We start from the raw sequence: 18,854 nt of genomic DNA on the forward strand, positions 1-18,854 counted from the left end.
AGCAATTGCAAATTTTCAGCCATAAAAAAGCCCGACAGTACTGTCGGGTTTTTTATCCAAGAATCATCGAATTTATGAATCAATCATTTCTTCGTTACTTTCAAATCTTTAAAATATCCAACTGTTCCTATTTCAACCCAAAGTGCAATACTGCCAGTTTTAGAAGTCCCCAGCATTTTAGTAACGATAAATGAAGGCGATTTTTGGTTATTGATGTACAAAACTGCCTTTTCATCTTGAAACTCAATACGCACATCAATCCATTCGTTTAAACCAATATCAGCATAGGTTTCATATAAACCGTTCGCTTCTTTTCTCAAGCGGCTAAAGGTATTTTCTGGATAGGAAAAATACTGAACGGTGTGGTTGCGCCTCAATTGATCATCGGCTCTCCCATTACTTGGACGAAGATAAATGGCATCAAAATTTTTATTTTCTTGTTCAACACGGTAAGCCACGCCAATAAATCCTCGCGCAGCAGGAAAAGGGGAATTTTCCATGATTCGGCTTAACATTTTAACTTCAATCGTTCCGCTATCGATGTCAACATTCGTTAATTTAACGTAAGTAGGACCGTCAGTTGAGGCGTCAATGTTTTTTTCGTAAAAAGGGGAGGCAACTAAGTCGCGCTCTACTTTTAAGACTTGGACACCGTCCATATTCACGATTGCTACTTTGGTATTCACCGCTTCAAATTCCTTATTCTCCCAAGTAAATTTTTGAGCAAAAGCCATCGTCATATTTAAAAGAAGGACGCAGGATAAAATTACTTTTTTCATGTTCAACGGATTTAGTTTTCTTTTATAAACGGAGCGATACTTGCCCAAGTGGCGTTAAAATTAACAATAAAAGCAGGATGACCAGCATTTGGAATAATCGCTAACTGATGATTCGGAATTAGCAATACGGCATTGAGTACATTTTGAACCGAGTTACCCTCATCTCGGTCGCCCGCCATCACTAAAACGGGACATTGGATAGCGCCCAATAATTCGGTGCCTACGGTAAGTTGGCTATAACAAGTCGCAATTTGCTGAAACACCTCTTTCAATCGATTCGGTTCTGGCATTAAGGCACGTTGTTGTGCCCAAAATCCCGAATCCATTTCCATCGCTTGATTGAAGTTAAAACTAAAATCCCTTAATCCGGGATATAAAATCCCTGCACCTATCACAATCATTTTTTTAACTTTATCAGGATACATTGAGCCAAATTTATAAGCGGTAAATCCGCCATCACTAAATCCAAGAATCATTACTTTTTCTGTGGTTACTTTTCGGATTACTGCCAGTACATCATTCGCTCTTTGTTCTAATGTCAATGGTTCGGTTCCGATTTCCGATTTCCCATGGCCACGGGTAGAAACAGCGATTACCTGAAAATCAACTGAAAGACTATCTATGATTTTTGCCATTTCTACGGTTGACCCAAACAATCCACCATGTAATAGTACAATGGGTTGCCCTTTGCCGTATACTTCATAGTAAATTTTGGCATCTTTAGATTGTACATAATGCCCTGCCTGTTGATTATTACCATAGGGAATGGTATTAATTACATTTGATGGCTGCATAAAATGTCGTAACGGTTTTTGTGCAAACGCGCCACAACAAAAAACTACATTTACTAAAAATACCAGTATTAATTTTTTCATATATCTAATTTACTTTATAAAATAATCCTGCTCCATAAGAAGTTCCTACTGTTCCTGGCTTCAATTGCAAATAATAACGGCTGGTTTGATCTTCTTCAATAGCTAAACTCCCAGCTTTTTTAATCTTAAAATCTGAATTATACTTTAATTTTTTTGGATCGGCTGGGATTCCAAAATCTTGTGGACCACCGCCTTTATTCACTAATTCATTATATCCAACCAACATAGAATTTTCAATCGTGTATGAGTTTTTGGCTTCTTTTTCCAGAACCCAAAATACATTGGCACCACTGATTACATTGTTATAAAATTTAAAATCCTCCATTGTCGACCAAGTCCATACAACGGCTCCATAACTATTTAAAATTAAATTATGATGCATTGTACATTGATCTGCGGGTGTATTCCACATAACAACAGCATCTTTAACGCCATAAAAAACACAATGGTCAACCTCTAATTCTTTACCACTTGCTAAAACTCCTAAGTGATTTGGAAGAGCAAATTTATTTCCTAAAAACAAACATTGTGTTATTCTCAAATCGCTTAAATTCTTACCGTCCCAAACGATAGGATAATTTCGAACTAAAACCCCTTCAGAAGGTTTTTCATGTACGGGTTCGCCCAAAATTCGTAAGCCTTGAATGGTTACGTGGCTTGTTTCAATCAAAATACCATAGTTAGAACCACCTGTTACTTCCTTCTTGTCATTTGTTTCGATGTTAAAAGGCATCGTTGAAACAATTATAGGCATCTTACTTGGATTCCAAACCGTGGTATCAGGTAAAATTTCAGCACGAATAATCAAACGATCCTTTTTTGAAAATTTCCAATTAGTTGGATTAAAAGAAGCTGTTTCAGATAAGCCATACGTTCCCGCTGAAAGATACACTTCAATAGACCCTTCGCCAACCATTTTGTTGACCCGCTTCGCTGCTTCGGGTAATGATTTAATCGGCTTGTCCTTTGTACCATCGGAATCATCTTTCCCTAGATCTGGATTCACATATAAATGTATACCAATTTTTTTTTCACTAGTATTTTCTTGAGCAAATATATTTATGGAAGCCAGCAAAACAATTGCCAGCCAAATCCTTTTATTGATTTTCATATGTAGGTTTTAAAATAATTTTTCAGATGGAGGAGTAGCGCCTACCAATCGTAAATAAACAGTAGTTTGCGCTCTATGATGAGTTTGGTGTTCAAAACACTTGTTTACTACTTGTGCTCTGTTCATATCAAATTGTCCAAACAATTTAATAGGCTCTGAAAGTTTTGCATTAGGATATTTTTTAATGGCATTAATAGCAAAATCATAGGCAGCCATTACTTTGCTAGTAACACTTGCTTTGTTCTCATCACCTGATTTTTCTATATCTCCAAAACCTACTGGCGGCTTTTCATCGGTAGCAGTACCTATGAAACCATATATCGCATCGCTCAAGTGTAAAACCTGACCAGAGAAAGAACGCATTTCTTTTGTTGGTTTAAAGGAATAGCCACTTTCAGGCATGGCATCCAGATATTCTTTAGTATAGGCTTTGGCTCTTTCCCAATCTTTAAGGATATCAGTTGTTGCAGTTTGTGCATTCAAATTAGCCATAGATAATATGAATGTCAGAAGTAATACAATCTTTTTCATGTTTCTTGTTTTTCTTGTTTTTTACAAATTTACAACCATTAGTGTATATTTGTAACCAACAAATTAAATACCGGTAACCTGTAGGTTACTACAAATTATATGAGATATATAGAAAACCCTTATGATTGCCCTGTGACAAGAGCCATGTCCATTTTTGGAGGTAAATGGAAACCTATAATTTTAAATTGTATTGGCGAAAGTTCATTGCGGTTCGGGAAATTAAACCAATTAATGCCTGCTATTTCAAACAAGGTGCTCTCTAATGAATTAAAAGAATTAGAAACATTAGGATTAATCGAAAGAAAAGAATTTCAAGAAAGTCCTCAAAGGGTAGAATATACTTTGTCTAATTCAGGGAAAAGTTTGATGCCTGTTTTGCATGAAATTGCAAGCTGGGGTAATTCAAATGAAGCAAAAAAGATTGTTACGGAAATGATAAAGTAGAAAATCCCATCTATAATTGCGTTAAACAAATTCTTTAAGATTTCAATGCGGAAAAATCAGGAATCGCTAATTTTTAGACATAAAAAAAGCCCGACATTGCTGTCAGGCTTTTAAAGCTCCCTCTCTTGGGCTCGAACCAAGGACCCTCTGATTAACAGTCAGATGCTCTAACCAACTGAGCTAAGAAGGAAACTGTATATTTTTATTCTAATAATGAATGAACGTTTTTTTGTTACTTATTAGTGAGGTGTGTTTCACTTGTAAAGCGGTGCAAAGATAGGGCTTAATTTGATTTTCGCAAGCAAAAATTAAAAAAAAATTAATTTTTTTTACTTCCCTACAATTGACTTGTAAATGTCGTTTCCGTTAGCGAATAACAACAGTGTTATAAGTAATACGAAACCAACCATTTGCGCATTCTCTAGGAATTTATCACTTGGTTTTTTACCGCTGATGATTTCATATAATAAAAACATTACATGCCCACCATCAAGTGCAGGAATAGGCAATAAGTTCATTACACCAAGCATAATGGATAACAAAGCAGTGATGTTCCAAAAAACTTCCCAGCTCCATGTATTAGGAAAAATGTCAAATATCGCTTTAAAACCACCTACCTGTTTGTATGCTCCTGTACTTGGACTAAAAATCATTTTCAATTGTTTTCCGTAACCCAGTAATTGATCTTTTCCTTTCTCCAGTCCTACAGGGATTGATTCCATCAAACTAAATTCCTGTTTGCTGATTTTATAGTATCCTAGTTTTTCTAATGATTCCATTCCTAAGCTTCCGATACCAATTCCTAATTTTGCATCTTTAGAAACAATAACTTGCAACGGAACTTCTTTTTCATCTCTTAAAACAACAGCCGAAATAGTTTTGTTTTTATTCTTTTCTAAAACTGAAGTTACTTGATCATAATACTTGGTTGGTACTCCATTTAAAGACAAAATGATATCTTTTGGCTGTAAATTAGTATTCAAAGATCCTTCAGAGATTGAAGTTATGGCAAATGGTTTTCTAATCGAAACTAAAGATCCTTTTTCTAATTTAGACAATTGATCCACAAAATCAACCGGGATTTTTATAGTTTGCTCTATTCCATTTCTCTCAATCAAGACTTGTTTAGCCATGATGATTTTTATATTCATTTCATTGTCATACTTGATGATTTTTTCACCATCAATGGCAATGATTTTATCTCCAGTTTGAAAACCTGCTTTGTTCATCACGGGATTCTCAATCAAAAGTCCATCTTTCAAATCTTCATTCGCAATGTAAGTATCGCCATAAGCAAATGCCATTCCGATATAAATGATAAAAGCCAAAATAAAATTAACCGTAACACCACCCAACATAATAATCAAACGTTGCCAAGCCGGTTTAGAACGAAATTCCCATGGTTGCGGTGGCAAAGCCATTTGTTCCTTGTCCATACTTTCGTCAATCATTCCGGAAATTTTCACATAACCACCCAAAGGCAACCAACCGATACCGTATTCAGTTTCGCCAATTTTCTTTTTTATCAGGGAATATTTAACGTCAAAAAACAAGTAGAATTTTTCAACTCTGGTTTTAAACAGTTTAGCAGGAATAAAATGTCCTAATTCGTGAAGTATAATAAGTAATGATAAGCTCAATAAAAATTGAGAAAGCTTGATAATTATGTCCATTTTTTAATTTTAGTTCTTTTACAACTCACAAAAGTAAGGTTTTCTATTTGTATATTTTACAATAATTGTTCCATACCATTTTAAATGTTTGTTAATTAATAGAAATTCAATTCTTAGTTTCGTCGTTGTCGCTTAACTTTACTTTTCTAAAAAGGAAATTTCCTTTATCTTCACTTAAATTATATTAAAATTAAAGGTATGTCATCTCAATTGTTTTCACCACTCCAAATAAAGAGCATTACGCTCAAAAATAGAATTACAATTTCTCCCATGTGTCAATATTCTGCTCAAGATGGCTTTGCCAATGATTGGCATCTTGTACATCTGGGAAGTCGTGCTACCGGTGGAGCAGGATTAATTATTCAGGAAGCGACTGCAGTTTCTCCCGAAGGTCGAATTTCTCCCGGAGATTTAGGACTTTGGAAAGACGAACAAATCGAAAAAATGCAGCAGATTAATCAATTTATTATCAGTCAGAAATCCGTTCCCGGAATCCAATTGGCGCATGCCGGAAGAAAAGCAAGCGCAGCGGCTCCTTGGGAAGGCGGAAGAAAACTAGATGATTCACAAGGTGGTTGGAATACTGTTGCGCCAAGTGCTGTTGCTTATCATGATAACGAAAAAACACCTATAGCATTAGATAAAACGGGAATTGAAAAAGTAATTTCCGACTTTAAATCATCTACTAAAAGAGCGGTTCAAGCCGGTTTTCAAGTGCTGGAAATTCATGCAGCTCACGGCTATTTGTTGCATCAGTTTCTTTCGCCTTTGTCCAATTTTAGAACGGATACTTACGGTGGAAGTTTTGAAAACCGAATCCGTTTGACACTCGAAGTTGTGGATGCAGTTCAATCGGAATGGCCGGAGAACTTACCTTTATTTGTTAGAATTTCGGCAACAGACTGGGCAGAAGGCGGATGGAATGCTGAAGAATCAGTGCAACTTTCGAAAATATTAAAAGAAAAAGGAGTGGATTTAATCGATGTTTCTTCGGGAGGATTAGTCTCACACCAGCAAATTCCGTTGGGCCCAAACTACCAAGTTCCTTTTGCGGAAAGCATAAAAAAAGAAACTGCAATCCTTACTGGCGCAGTTGGTTTAATCACCGAAGCCGCTCAAGCCGAGGAAATTATTGCTTCAGGAAAAGCAGATTTGGTCTTGTTCGCCAGAGAATCCCTTAGAAACCCAAATTTAGGATTGAAATTTGCCGAGGAACTTCAGGCGGATATTCAATGGCCTAAACAATACGAAAGAGCTAAAATTAAATAACAAAACCCATCTCTTCAATGAAGTTATATTCCTTTTGTGGTTAAAATTTGAATATAAGTCTTAAGATTAAAAAGTATAAATTCGTATTTTATAAAATAATACCATGCAAAAAATAAAAACTGCTTTGCTTTCCTACGGAATGTCCGGAAAAGTATTTCATGCTCCTTTTTTAAATTTTCATCCCGGATTTGAACTACTTGGTTCTTGGGAGCGAAGTAAAAAATTAATTCATCAGGATTATCCTTCGGTGAAAAGTTACGCCACGATAGAAGAGTTATTGCAAGATGATGTCGATTTGGTGGTCGTAAATACGCCCGTAGATACACATTATGAATATGCCAAAAAAGTTTTACTTGCAGGAAAACATGCTTTAGTCGAAAAAGCATTTACCACAACTGTTGCCCAAGCGCAGGAATTAGCGGCTTTGGCCAAAGAAAAAGGATTGAAACTGTCCGTTTTCCAAAATAGAAGATGGGACAGCGATTTCAAAACGGTACAAAAAATCATTTCAGATAATGTCCTTGGCGAAATTGTGGAAGCCGAATTCCATTTTGATCGCTACAATCCGATTTTAAGTCCAAAACAACACAAAGAAACGGCGAATTCTGGTGCTGGAATTCTGAAGGATTTAGGACCACATTTAATTGATCAGGCGTTGTGTTTGTTTGGTTTGCCTCAATCGGTTTTTGCGGATATTCGCATCACACGGGAACATTCTTTGGTAGATGATTATATTGATATTTTATTGTATTATTCCCATTTCCGTGTCCGATTAAAAGCTGGTTTTTTTGTGCGTGAAGCCGTTCCGTCTTTTGTGGTTCATGGCAAGAAAGGTTCTTTTCTAAAAGCGCGTGGCGATGTACAGGAAGACGAATTAAAATTAGGAATGAAACCGAACTTGGATACTTGGGGAACGGAATCTTCAGATAAAAAAGGACTTTTACACACAGAAATAAATGGTGCAATTGTAAAAGAATATATCCCAACTCTTCAGGGGAATTATTATGACTTTTTTGACGGCGTTTACAATTCAATTACACAGGATGCTATGGAACCGGTAACGGCACAAGATGGCGTTCATGTGATGCAAATTATTGAAGCAGCCATTCAAAGCAGTGCCCAGAAAAAAGGGATTGATTTGTAAAATCAACTATCAATTACCAAGTATAAAAGGAATTCGCGAATTCGCGGCCATCACTTTTTATAGCAGTAATCTGTATTTTTATAAACAATAACGATGTATTTTTTTTCTTATGTGTTGTTTTGACACAACCAATGATTGGATTTTGTAATTTTGATAAATCAAATTTCAAAATCCAATTATCTTGATAGACTTAAATTTTATATCCCGATTTAGAACCAAAGCAAAATTTAAAAAAACATATAAAGACGCTAAGATTTCCTATTTGAAAAGAACGCGTTGGGCAGTTTCCATGTTTTATTTTGCAATGGGTTTGTGTTTTGCCACTTGGGCAAGCCGCATTCCGGATATTAAAACAGCATTGCAGTTAAGCGAAGGAGATTTAGGAAGTATTTTATTTGCATTACCATTAGGACAACTGGTTGCTATGCCTTTTTCCGGTAAATTGGTCACTCGTTTTGGGAGCCACCGTATTCTTATAGCATCCCTGCTTTTTTATGTTTTATGTTTGACTAATTTAGGCTTGGCTGCTCAGGCTTGGCAACTGTCATTGGGTTTGTTTTTATTTGGGATTTTTGGTAATTTATCGAATATCGCTGTCAATACACAAGGTGTTTATACCGAAGTCCTTTTCAAAAAAACCATCATGTCCTCTTTTCATGGAATGTGGAGTTTTGCCGGATTCACGGGAGCTTTAGTAGGTTTAGGAATGCTGGCTTTGGAACTTAATCCATACCAACATTTTTTAATCGTTGCGGGAATCGTGCTTTTGATGATTGCTTTCAATTATAAATTTTTAATAAAAGCGAAAGAAACCGTCAAAACCGAAAAGAAAAAACTCTTTTCAAAACCGGATAGTGCCTTAATTTGGCTTGGTATCATTGGTTTTTGTTGCATGGCAAGTGAAGGAGTTATGTTTGACTGGAGCGGTGTATATTTCAAAGATGTCATCAAAGCACCCGGACCATTAGTGATTTTGGGATACACTTCTTTTATGATTATGATGGCGGGCGGACGATTTTTAGGAGATGGTCTTATTCATAAATTTGGTAGAAAAACTGTCTTGCAAATCAGCGGAATCATGATTTCGGCAGGACTTTTTACAGCGGTATTTTTCCCGTTCGTCATCCCCGCAACCATTGCATTTATGTTTGTTGGTTTGGGAGTTTCCACGATTGTGCCTACCGTTTACAGCGTTGCCGGAAAAAATCCAAACGTTTCTCCCAGTGTAGCGTTAACGACAGTTTCAAGTGTCAGTTTCTTGGGTTTTCTTATGGGACCGCCTATTATCGGTTACATCGCTGAGTTGTCGAGTCTACGATTTTCATTTGCTTTTATTGGTATTTTTGGGATTCTCATCGCAATTATGGTATCGAGAATCAAAGCAATCGAATAAATAGAAGTATTAGGAGCACTATATTTCGGTTCCATAACAACACATCCTCCCGCTGTGCGCAGTATCTTTCCAGTCCTGAAAAAAGTTCAGGACTGGAAAGGATACTTGCTACCATCGGGGCTAAAGACTACTTTTATATTTTATAAGAAATTTTTTATTTAAAAATCAATTGTATATTATTTTTTTGTATATTTAACATTATAATTCTTTCAATAAGGAATTAATAAAACATACAAAATTTCAAATACCACTCTTTTATAAGTATTCCCATTGGGATTTATATCCCATTTTTCCAAAATTCATTTTTAATTATTTTCAAGTTGTTGTCCTAATTCGGATGACGTTTTCTATGCTTTTTGTTCAACCGTCGAAATTCCTGTCGACGGTTGAACTTTTTGCTAGGAATAAAAATTCTCTCAACCGCAATTTTTAGTGAATGTAAACCATCATCATAATTTGAATATATGAATAAATTTTACCTGGGTTTTTTCTTTATGTTTCAAATAGGATGCGTTATAGCACAAAATAATACGGGATTTTTCGGTAAAGTTATCGACTCAAAAACACAAAACCCGCTAGGGTTTGTAGTCGTCAGTATTCAAAATACTACTTTAATGCAACTCACCAAAGCCGATGGTAATTTTAGTTTTGATACGGTTCCTACAGGAAATATATTACTGCTTATTCACAGTCAAGGTTTCAAAGATGCCTTATATCCTATAGAAATTACGCAAGGAAAAATGTTGGATTTAGGAACCATAACTTTAGAAGAAGATCAATCCACAGAACAACAAAATAGCATCATCACACTTATCGAAAGCGATTTTGGCGAGGACAACAGCAGTTCCGAAAGTACTTCCGGACTCTTGCAATTGTCCCGAGATGCTTTCTTGCAAGCCGCCGCTTTCAACTGGGGGCAAGCCCGTTTTAGAGTTCGCGGATTTGACAGCGAACATTCCACTATGATGATTAATGGTGTTTCCATGAATAAAATCTATGATGGAAGACCGCAATGGGGAGAATGGGGCGGATTGAATGATGCGCTCCGCAATCAGGAATTCACACTCGGAACCACACCTTCGGATTATACTTTTGGCGGTATTTTAGGAACACAGGAAATTAACACACGAGCTTCTATTTACAGACCGGGTTCCCGAATTTCATTTTCATCAACCAATACTAATTACAGTTGGCGTACCATGGCAACGCATGCTTCCGGAATGAATTCCAGTGGTTGGGCTTTTGTAGTTTCGGCAGGAAAGCGCTGGGCACAGGAAGGCTATTTTGAAGGGACCAATTATGATGCGAATTCCTTTTTTATAAGTCTCGAAAAAAAATTAAGCGAGAAACATTCGTTAAATTTGACGGCACTGTATACCCCGAATTCCAGAGCCAAAAACTCTCCAAACACTGCCGAAGTTACACAATTGACAAACGTAAAATACAATTCCTATTGGGGTTTTCAAGATGGTGAAAAGAGAAATGCTCGTATAAAAACCATTGAAGAACCTACGATAATGCTGAATCATTATTTTAAAATCAATGATAAAACCAACTTGAATTCGAGTGTAATGTATCAATTTGGTAAAATTGCCAACAGCAACATCGATTATCAAAATGCCAATAGTCCAGACCCAACGTATTACAGAAAAATGCCTAGTTATTACAGCTCGCTTTATGCACCGGATAACGGAGAATTTTCGGGAGCATTTACTCCGGATTATGAAAATGCAGCCAAAAGCAAATCAGAATTTTTAGCGAATCCTCAAATTGATTGGACGGCTTTGTACCAAGCCAATCAAAATCCAGTTTTGGATTCCAACGGTACAATTTCAGGTTATGAACCCACAAAAAGCAAGTACGTTTTGTATGAAGATCAAGTGGAAGACCAAATGGCGGTTGCCACAACAAATTTGAGTGCGCAACTGTCAGAAAACATTTTTTTAAATGTTGGAGCGTCTTTCAAAAAACTAAAATCGCATAACTCACAAAAATTGTTGGACTTGCTTGGCGGTTCCTATTTTGAAGATATCGACGCTTTTTACAGCGGAAATCAATCCCAATCGGATTTGAATAATCCAGACCGCCAAGTCGTAGTTGGGGATACGTATGGGTACAATTATAATTATTTTGCCAATACTTTAGAGGCTTTCACGCAATTTAAATTCACGTACAATAAAGTAGATTTTTATCTGGCTCAAAATTTCTCCACTGTCAATTATCAGAGGGAAGGTTTGTACAAAAACGGAATCTACGAAACGAATTCCTTCGGGAAAAGTGAGAAAGTAGCGTTTGAAAACTTTGGCTTCAAAGCCGGATTCAATTTAAAAATTTCCGGAAAACAGTTGGTGACTTTCAATGCGGCACATTTGACCAAAGCACCTTCTCTGAGAAATACTTTTGCAAATTCCCGATTGAATAATTCAATTGTTGACGGACTCGAAAGTGAGAACATCAGCAGTTTGGATGCCAGTTATGTCTATCGCTCTCCAAAACTGAAAGCCCGACTAACGGCTTATTATTCCCTAATTAAAAATGCGACTCAAATTTCCTTTTTTTATGCCGAAGGGATTTTTGATGATGGCGCGGGTTATTTAAATACCGATGCTTTTGTGAGTCAGACGTTAACGCAATTGAACAAGAAGAATATGGGTGCAGAATTCAGTTTGGAATATCAATTAAGCCAAACGTTTAAAACTACTTTTTCGGCGGCTTTTGGGGAATATACATATGACAGTAATCCACATGTGACGTTGACAAACGATGCCGAAGCGTCATTGGAAAACACCAGTCCGGTTTTTGATTTTGGAACTGCCTCACTCAAAAATTACAAACAAGCAGGAATGCCACAGCGAGCGTATTCAATGGGAATTGAATATCGAGATCCAAAATATTGGTGGATTAGTGCCAATATGAATTACCTCACCAATAGTTACATTGATATTTCGCCTATTTCCAGAACTGAAATATTTTATAAAAATCCTGCAAGCGGTTTTAATTTCCCGGAGGCAACCGAGGAACGTGCAGCAACACTATTAAAACAAGAAGAATTTGACCCAACGATGTTGTTCAATCTCGTGGGTGGAAAATCATGGCGCATTTATGGAAAGAATGTTGGAATTTTTGCCAGCATCAATAATGTGCTGGATGTTACCTATAAAACAGGCGGTTATGAACAAGCCCGAAATGCTAATTTCAGACAAATCAATCAGGATGTTTCCAGTGGTACGCCTTCTTTTGGACCAAAATATTTCTACGGATACGGAAGAACGTATTTCGTGAATCTTTATATCAATCTTTAAATTAAAGCATATGAAATCAACATTCTGCAAATTATTTTTACTGTTGACAATTACTTTCAGCAGTTGCGTAACGGATGAGGTTGCCGCTCCAAAACTCATTTGTACGCAACCGGATTTAATTACTAATACAACGGTAAGCGAAGTTCATGCGGTTGCAAATGCGATTGTAGCCCAGTATAAATACGATGACATTATCGAGGCGTATGTGGTTTCCAGTGATGAATCGGGGAATTTTTTCAAGTCGATTTCCTTTCAGACTTTGGCAACAGCCACAACACCTGCCATAGGATTTAGTGTTCCCGTGGATGCTACAAATTTGTACATTGATTACCGACTGGGCAATAAAGTATACATAAAGTTGAAAGACCAATACACGGATATTTCGTTTGGAGGGATGCGCATAGGAAGTATTTTTGTGAATTCCTATAATGAAGGCGGAGTGGGGCGACTTTCTCAAAATGAGTATAAAAAAGTGCTGAATGCGTCTTGCACGAATGTAAAGGAAGAGGTTTTGGTTCGGTCTCTGACCATGTCAGAACTGCTGAATGATTCTAATTTGAATACGTTGGTTGAGTTGTCTGATGTTCAGTTTTCAGCTGCCGCAATAGGACGCCATTATTTTGAAGAAACGAATAATGTTGGCGGTGCGACGAATTGGAGTTTGATGGATAAACTAGGGAATCAAGTGTATTTTAGAACAAGCAGTTTTTCTGATTTTGCGACTAAATTAGTCCCTAATGGAAGTGGAAAAGTAAGAGGAATTTTAACGAAATACGGAAGTGATTACCAATTATTACCGCGTTCCGAAAAGGATGTGGTGATGTCCGGAAGCAGAGCGACTCCTTTTTTCTCCCAAGATTTTGAAACGGTTGAAAACAATGTTAAACTAAATCTTCCCGGCTGGGCTAATATTGTCCAAAAGGGAACGCTTTTCTGGAAAGGCACTGTTTATTCCGGAAACGGTTATGCCGAATTTAATATTACAGGAACCAAAGTCGTTTCGAATGTGGCTTGGTTGATTTCGCCAAAAATAGATATGGAGGTTCATACAAAAGAAGTCTTGACTTTTAGAACGGCTCAGCATCACTTAGATGTTGATTCCCAGTTAAATTCTTTGGAAGTTTATGTTTCCAGTAATTTTGACGGGTTGAATATTACTACCGCAACTTGGACTCCGTTAGTTGTTAATTTGCCTAAACAAGCTACGCCTTGGTATCAATTTGTAGGAAGCGGCGCTGTAGATTTATCTTCGTACAAAGGTAAAATCAACATTGCTTTTAAATATACGGGTTCCGGTAAAAACCTGGCTTTGGATGGTGCTTTTCAAGTAGATGATGTTCAGGTTTTTGGAGACAAATAATTTTTATTAAAGGCTTTACTTGAATTACTATATTTGCAGCCTTAACATTTAAATTAAATTATGAAATCTACTTTATTAGCCCTAATTTCTTTATTATTTGTTTCTTGTTTATCAGATAATGAAGCATCTAAACCTGTTGATTACACCGTTCAAAACGAAAAAGAAATCGTGGATTACGTTGCCAAAAATAAATTGACTGCCACAAAAACCGATTCAGGATTGTACTATGTGATTAATGAAGCTGGTGATGGAGAACAACCTACCGCAACCTCTAATGTGACAGTTGCTTACAAAGGGTATTTTACTAATGGAAATGTTTTTGATCAAAGTAATGCTTCAGGAATTTCATTTGGTTTGAACCAAGTGATAAAAGGATGGACGGAAGGAATCCCTTATTTTAAAGAAGGCGGAAGCGGAATCCTTTTGGTACCTTCTCATCTTGGTTATGGGAGTAATGATTACAGTAGTATTCCCGGAGGTTCTGTACTTATTTTTGAGGTAAAACTTATTTCAGTGAATTAGTTTAACCCAACTTGCAGACTTTAGCTTGTAAACCTTTGTTTAAAAAGGAAATCTTGTTTTAGGATTTCAGATTTGGGGACTACAAATTTTTTCCTGGTAAAGGGACATTTTTTATAGTTTAGGGCTAAGTAAATTTCCTTTAGTTTAGGGCTTGGCTCTGAACATTTCTTAATTTCGATTGTGTTTTCAAGTACATCTTTTATCTCTGTTGTAACTAACTTTTGAGTATTTGCAATTCTCATAATTTCTTGCCAATCGTGATTTATTTTTTTTACTTTTAGTTGATATCTAATCGTATTTACGATCCAATAGGCTAACAATCCAAGGTTTAAATGTGCCATAGTTGACTCATCGTTCTGATGATAAATAGGTCGTAAATCCAAGTCTGTTTTTAACGTTCTAAAAGTACTTTCAATTTCTCGTATGCAATTGTATATTCTCCAAATTGTTTGCTCATCCCTTTCTTTTAGAGACGTTTTTATAAAATAAACGCCATGTTCTTTTTTCTGATTTATTTGACTTTCTTTGACCTCCCATTTCATAGAAGTTACCTTGCTCGTTTTTTGGTCAACCAATAAATCAATTTGGTAATGCTTGGCTATTGAGGGATATTTTTGTTGCAATCGCCCTATTTTTTGATTTATAATTTCTTGCTTTTTTATCCCCGATTTTTTGGCTAATCCATTGGCAAGTTTGGTTAATGTGTCTTCATAAAGGGTTTTAAATTTGCGATTCATTGAACGTTCTTTCATTGCTTTCATGTCGCTTTTCACCTTGAAAACACACTGATTTTGTTCTTCACCTTCAATTTCATTCAGCTCTATTTTCTGATTTTTTTTGTCATAAACTATTGTAGGGATTTCATTTTTTAAGGCATATTTTTTGGGTTTAGTACGGCTTACACATAAATAATCATATCCTTTTTCTGTCACCAATTTCAAGTTTTCGTCAGTGGCAATACCAGCATCCATAATCACCAAAGCCTTTTTTGTGGACTCACTCGTAGCCTCACGAAGGCTATCAATCATATCGGACAAGGTCTTGCAATCGGCCATATTCCCTTGGTAGATATTGGAATATTTCAAAAAGCCTTCTACATTTACAACAGCTGCCAAAACAACTAGTTTGGCATCGGTTCGCTTTTCCTTGCTACGTCCGTACTGAGCTAAATCACTGTTCTTTTTCTGACCTTCAAAATAGGTATTGGTTAGGTCATACAAATAAAATTTATCTTCAATATCAAATAATTCATTGGTCTTTTGAGACAAATATTTTTCCATCTCATCTTTAACTTGATACAAATTTAAGGCAGATTGATATAATTTATCCTTTGTTATTTTTTTGATAGGATAAGCGGTTAATTCACAAATAGCCGAATTTTCTTTTATCCATTTACTGGTTCTGTTTTCGCTCGCGGGATAAACGGCTCTGCTTATAATTTGAGTGAGTGCCAATTGAACTTGTTCTTCCGGCCAATTTTTATCCAATAAAAACTGGTCTATTTTTAGTTGCTTCAATGTTTGCAAACTCATCCATTCACCTCCTAGTTCACGTGCTTCAGTGTGTTTTAGTGTGTTCAAATCTACACTGTGAATGTCTTTTTGGGAAGAATGAGAATTATCTATTTTGTTTGATTTTAGTATTTTGGAATACAATTCATCAATATACTCCCAAAGATGTTCTTGAAAATCATCTTCAAACAAGCTGTTTTTTCCATTGAGTTTTTCAGTCAATTTTTTCTGGATATAATTCAATTCCTCAGCCGTTAAATGGTCTATAAATCCAGCAGTTACAATAGTTCTGTTTCTAACAATATCGTTTTGATCACGAAAACTCTCTACCAATCGGTAGTAGGATTCCATTTTGCCTGTTTCAGGATTTCGACGAAAAGTAGATTTGAAATACATTTAGTAAAAATCGGAAATATCCCCATTAAAGACAAGATTTGCTGGGGACTACAAAACGGAATTTACCTAAAAAACACCTGTTTTGAATACAAAAAATACCAATTTTTAAATAAAAACTTACAGAAATGATTGTTAAAATGATGTAATTAACAATTAATTAACTTTTATCGTCATTCAACCCTGCAAGTTGGGTTAAGGCTATGATAAAATCAAGAAAGGCTGTCTATTTGGACAGCCTTTCTTAGTTATTTACTTTTTGATTTCAACTATGCTAATGGCATAACCTCCTCCCGGAACACTCAGCTGTGCCAGTTTGGATTTGTTAGTCACTGTCATTTTGCGAATTGTATAGGCTTGTGGATTGGTTTTATAATGTGCATCCTTGGCATCAGCATAAATCGTGGCTACATATTTTTTCCCTTTTTCCAAGAAATCAAATTTGATTGTTGAGGTACGAGAATTGTCTCCGTTTACATTACCGATAAACCAGTTATTCGTCACTTTTGCTTTACGCGCAACGGTAACATATTGACCAGGTTCTGCCTCAAGGTATTTGCTGTCAGACCAATCTACTGCTACATCTTTGATGAACTTAAAAGCATCCGGAAAGCGATCATAGTTCTCCGTTAAATCAGCTGCCATTTGTAACGGGCTGTACATCGTTACATACAATGCCAATTGATTTGCAATTGTACTGTTGACATGCGAATTATTATCCGGATTCAATTTACTTAAATCCATTTCAAAAATACCCGGCGTGTAATCCATCGGTCCACCTACTAAACGTGTAAAAGGCAATACCGTTACGTGATTTGGTTTAGAACCTCCAAAAGCTTGATATTCTGTTCCTCTTGCTGCTTCGTTACCAATTAAATTCGGATATGTTCTGGAAATTCCCGTTGGACGAACCGCCTCGTGCGCATTCAGCATAATTTTATAATCAGCTGCTTTTTCTAAAGCATATTGATAATGATTGACAATCCATTGGCTGTAGTGGTTTTCGCCTCTTGGCATAATATCTCCTACATAACCACTTTTCACGGCATCATAACCATTGTCTTTCATAAACTGATACGCTTTGTCCATGTGACGCTCGTAGTTACGCACAGAACCCGAAGTTTCATGGTGCATAATCATTTTTACGCCTTTTGATTTAGCATATTCATGCAATCCTTTGACATCAAAATCTGGATAAGGAGTCAGAAAATCAAAAACATAATCTTTGGAATGACCAAACCAGTCTTCCCAACCTTCATTCCATCCTTCGACCAAAACGGCATCAAAACCGTGTTTAGCTGCAAAATCAATGTATTTTTTCACATTAGTGTTGTTTGCACCATGTTTTCCATTAGGCTTCGCTTTTGCAAAATCAGTAACGCCAAGTTGTACCGTTGGAAATTCATCCGTGTACGCCCATGAGCTTTTTCCAGTAATCATTTCCCACCAAACACCTACATATTTAACGGGTTTTATCCATGAAGTATCTTGAATTTTACACGGATCATTCAAGTTTAAGGTCATTTTTGAAGCCAAAATTTCTCTTGCATCATCACTGACAATTATGGTACGCCAAGGCGAATGATTTGGAGCCTGCATATATCCTTTGTCTCCTTTGGCATCTGGTGTCAACCAAGATTCGAATACCATGGTTGCATCATCCAGATTCAAATGCATGCAGGAATAATTAATTAATGCCGCTTCATGCAAATTGATATACAATCCATCCGCTGTTTTTAGCATTAGCGAAGTCTGAACTCCTGTTGTAGAAAAAGACTTTTGAGAAACATTTGCAGTAGTTGCTTTCTCTGATAACCCTCTAATTTCTGATAATTTTGAGGTAGTATAATCGTATTCTTGGGTATCATAATCCCCCGGAATCCAAAACGCAGTGTGATCACCAGTCATTGCAAACTGGGTTCTTTCTTCTTTGATTACAAAATAAGTAAGGTTTTTTTGCGAAGGGAATTCATAGCGAAATCCTAAACCATCGTCAAACAAACGAAAGCGAATAAGAATTTTTCTGTCAGTTTCTTTCTGATTTAAGGTTACTGCGAGTTCGTTATAATGATTGCGGATTGAGGCTACTTCTCCCCAAACGGGTTGCCAGTTTTCATCAAAAGTTGTCGCTTTCGAGTCAACAACCGTAAAGTCATTTAACAGTGATTTTTTATCATTTTTTAACTCAAGACCCAATTTACTTGGTTTTACAACTGCTTTATTTTTGTAATTTAAACTGTAACTTGGAGTTCCGTCATCTTGTAATGTAAACTCCATTACAAATTTTCCATTTGGTGATTTTAACTGCTGCGATTTTGCAGGGCTAAAAAACGTTAGCCACATTAGGGCTGTGAAAAGAAATTGCTTCATTTTTTAAATAGAATTTGATAAATTAATTTTTCAGGTTTGGTAATAGATTGTGATAAACATGATTTTCACGAAATCGATTTATTGAAAAAACCAAAGTTTTTCAGATTTCGAGGAAGTAAAAGTAAACGCTTTACACACTACATATTTTTATCATTCTAAAAAAGTAGATTGTGTTTC

The 18,854-nt window shown here is 36.2% G+C and carries 14 protein-coding genes and 1 tRNA gene; 7 read left to right on the forward strand and 8 right to left on the reverse strand.

The window, feature by feature from the left end:
* Positions 1–83: 83 nt before the first annotated feature.
* From Q1W72_RS09010 to Q1W72_RS09025, 4 genes are read right to left on the reverse strand one after another with little or no spacing between them, the layout of a single operon-like run.
* Positions 84–779 carry a hypothetical protein gene (locus Q1W72_RS09010; protein ID WP_302134815.1) on the reverse strand — a complete coding sequence of 232 codons (696 nt, stop codon included), beginning with the start codon at positions 777–779 and terminating at the stop codon, positions 84–86.
* A gap of 11 nt (positions 780–790) precedes the next feature.
* Positions 791–1,654, reverse strand: a complete 864-nt coding sequence (locus Q1W72_RS09015; RefSeq protein ID WP_302134817.1) for an alpha/beta fold hydrolase — start codon at positions 1,652–1,654, stop codon at positions 791–793.
* Between the two features lie 4 nt (positions 1,655–1,658).
* Positions 1,659–2,765 (reverse strand): hypothetical protein, encoded by a 1,107-nt coding sequence (locus tag Q1W72_RS09020; protein ID WP_302134818.1) that lies wholly within the window; start codon positions 2,763–2,765, stop codon positions 1,659–1,661.
* A 9-nt stretch (positions 2,766–2,774) separates the two neighbouring features.
* Positions 2,775–3,296, reverse strand: a complete 522-nt coding sequence (locus Q1W72_RS09025; protein WP_302134819.1) for a DinB family protein — start codon at positions 3,294–3,296, stop codon at positions 2,775–2,777.
* Positions 3,297–3,395: 99 nt separating this feature from the next.
* Here Q1W72_RS09025 and Q1W72_RS09030 point away from each other — a divergent pair, with 99 nt between their 5' ends.
* Complete coding sequence (locus Q1W72_RS09030; RefSeq protein WP_302134821.1) at positions 3,396–3,740, forward strand: helix-turn-helix domain-containing protein; 345 nt, start codon at positions 3,396–3,398, stop codon at positions 3,738–3,740.
* Positions 3,741–3,856: 116 nt separating this feature from the next.
* On the opposite strand, the gene Q1W72_RS09035 is transcribed toward Q1W72_RS09030, so the two are convergent.
* Both Q1W72_RS09035 and rseP read right to left on the reverse strand, forming a co-directional pair.
* A tRNA-Asn gene (locus tag Q1W72_RS09035) sits at positions 3,857–3,930 on the reverse strand.
* A 139-nt stretch (positions 3,931–4,069) separates the two neighbouring features.
* Positions 4,070–5,413: an RIP metalloprotease RseP gene (rseP, locus tag Q1W72_RS09040; protein ID WP_302134823.1), complete on the reverse strand. Its 1,344-nt coding sequence runs from the start codon at positions 5,411–5,413 to the stop codon at positions 4,070–4,072.
* Positions 5,414–5,611: 198 nt separating this feature from the next.
* Here rseP and Q1W72_RS09045 point away from each other — a divergent pair, with 198 nt between their 5' ends.
* The 6 genes from Q1W72_RS09045 to Q1W72_RS09070 all read left to right on the forward strand — a co-directional run bounded on the left by Q1W72_RS09045 (position 5,612) and on the right by Q1W72_RS09070 (position 14,403).
* Positions 5,612–6,682, forward strand: a complete 1,071-nt coding sequence (locus Q1W72_RS09045; RefSeq protein WP_302134824.1) for an NADH:flavin oxidoreductase/NADH oxidase — start codon at positions 5,612–5,614, stop codon at positions 6,680–6,682.
* A 103-nt stretch (positions 6,683–6,785) separates the two neighbouring features.
* Positions 6,786–7,826 (forward strand): Gfo/Idh/MocA family oxidoreductase, encoded by a 1,041-nt coding sequence (locus Q1W72_RS09050; RefSeq protein WP_302134825.1) that lies wholly within the window; start codon positions 6,786–6,788, stop codon positions 7,824–7,826.
* A gap of 181 nt (positions 7,827–8,007) precedes the next feature.
* Complete coding sequence (locus Q1W72_RS09055) at positions 8,008–9,219, forward strand: MFS transporter (RefSeq protein ID WP_099714034.1); 1,212 nt, start codon at positions 8,008–8,010, stop codon at positions 9,217–9,219.
* Positions 9,220–9,713: 494 nt separating this feature from the next.
* Complete coding sequence (locus tag Q1W72_RS09060) at positions 9,714–12,521, forward strand: carboxypeptidase-like regulatory domain-containing protein (protein ID WP_302137933.1); 2,808 nt, start codon at positions 9,714–9,716, stop codon at positions 12,519–12,521.
* A gap of 10 nt (positions 12,522–12,531) precedes the next feature.
* Positions 12,532–13,881 carry a DUF5689 domain-containing protein gene (locus tag Q1W72_RS09065; RefSeq protein ID WP_302134828.1) on the forward strand — a complete coding sequence of 450 codons (1,350 nt, stop codon included), beginning with the start codon at positions 12,532–12,534 and terminating at the stop codon, positions 13,879–13,881.
* A gap of 60 nt (positions 13,882–13,941) precedes the next feature.
* A complete protein-coding gene (locus Q1W72_RS09070; protein WP_099714037.1) occupies positions 13,942–14,403 on the forward strand; it encodes an FKBP-type peptidyl-prolyl cis-trans isomerase in 462 nt (153 codons plus the stop codon).
* Positions 14,404–14,423: 20 nt separating this feature from the next.
* On the opposite strand, the gene Q1W72_RS09075 is transcribed toward Q1W72_RS09070, so the two are convergent.
* Positions 14,424–16,310 (reverse strand): IS1634 family transposase, encoded by a 1,887-nt coding sequence (locus Q1W72_RS09075; protein ID WP_302134830.1) that lies wholly within the window; start codon positions 16,308–16,310, stop codon positions 14,424–14,426.
* 249 nt (positions 16,311–16,559) lie between these two features.
* Positions 16,560–18,677, reverse strand: coding sequence for a glycoside hydrolase family 97 protein (locus tag Q1W72_RS09080; RefSeq protein ID WP_302134831.1), 2,118 nt, complete (start codon positions 18,675–18,677; stop codon positions 16,560–16,562).
* Positions 18,678–18,854 lie beyond the last annotated feature (177 nt).

Source organism: Flavobacterium sp. ZE23DGlu08 (genome assembly GCF_030505335.1).
GTDB classification, from domain to species: Bacteria; Bacteroidota; Bacteroidia; order Flavobacteriales; family Flavobacteriaceae; genus Flavobacterium; species Flavobacterium algoritolerans.

Excerpts from the sequence above, each read along its gene's own strand:
- Q1W72_RS09010 (WP_302134815.1), bottom strand. The coding sequence starts at position 779 with ATGAAAAAAGTAATTTTATCCTGCGTCCTTCTTTTAAATATGACGATG.
- Q1W72_RS09015 (WP_302134817.1), bottom strand. The coding sequence starts at position 1,654 with ATGAAAAAATTAATACTGGTATTTTTAGTAAATGTAGTTTTTTGTTGT.
- Q1W72_RS09020 (WP_302134818.1), bottom strand. The coding sequence starts at position 2,765 with ATGAAAATCAATAAAAGGATTTGGCTGGCAATTGTTTTGCTGGCTTCC.
- Q1W72_RS09025 (WP_302134819.1), bottom strand. The coding sequence starts at position 3,296 with ATGAAAAAGATTGTATTACTTCTGACATTCATATTATCTATGGCTAAT.
- Q1W72_RS09030 (WP_302134821.1), top strand. The coding sequence starts at position 3,396 with ATGAGATATATAGAAAACCCTTATGATTGCCCTGTGACAAGAGCCATG.
- rseP (WP_302134823.1), bottom strand. The coding sequence starts at position 5,413 with ATGGACATAATTATCAAGCTTTCTCAATTTTTATTGAGCTTATCATTA.
- Q1W72_RS09045 (WP_302134824.1), top strand. The coding sequence starts at position 5,612 with ATGTCATCTCAATTGTTTTCACCACTCCAAATAAAGAGCATTACGCTC.
- Q1W72_RS09050 (WP_302134825.1), top strand. The coding sequence starts at position 6,786 with ATGCAAAAAATAAAAACTGCTTTGCTTTCCTACGGAATGTCCGGAAAA.
- Q1W72_RS09060 (WP_302137933.1), top strand. The coding sequence starts at position 9,714 with ATGTTTCAAATAGGATGCGTTATAGCACAAAATAATACGGGATTTTTC.
- Q1W72_RS09065 (WP_302134828.1), top strand. The coding sequence starts at position 12,532 with ATGAAATCAACATTCTGCAAATTATTTTTACTGTTGACAATTACTTTC.
- Q1W72_RS09070 (WP_099714037.1), top strand. The coding sequence starts at position 13,942 with ATGAAATCTACTTTATTAGCCCTAATTTCTTTATTATTTGTTTCTTGT.
- Q1W72_RS09075 (WP_302134830.1), bottom strand. The coding sequence starts at position 16,310 with ATGTATTTCAAATCTACTTTTCGTCGAAATCCTGAAACAGGCAAAATG.
- Q1W72_RS09080 (WP_302134831.1), bottom strand. The coding sequence starts at position 18,677 with ATGAAGCAATTTCTTTTCACAGCCCTAATGTGGCTAACGTTTTTTAGC.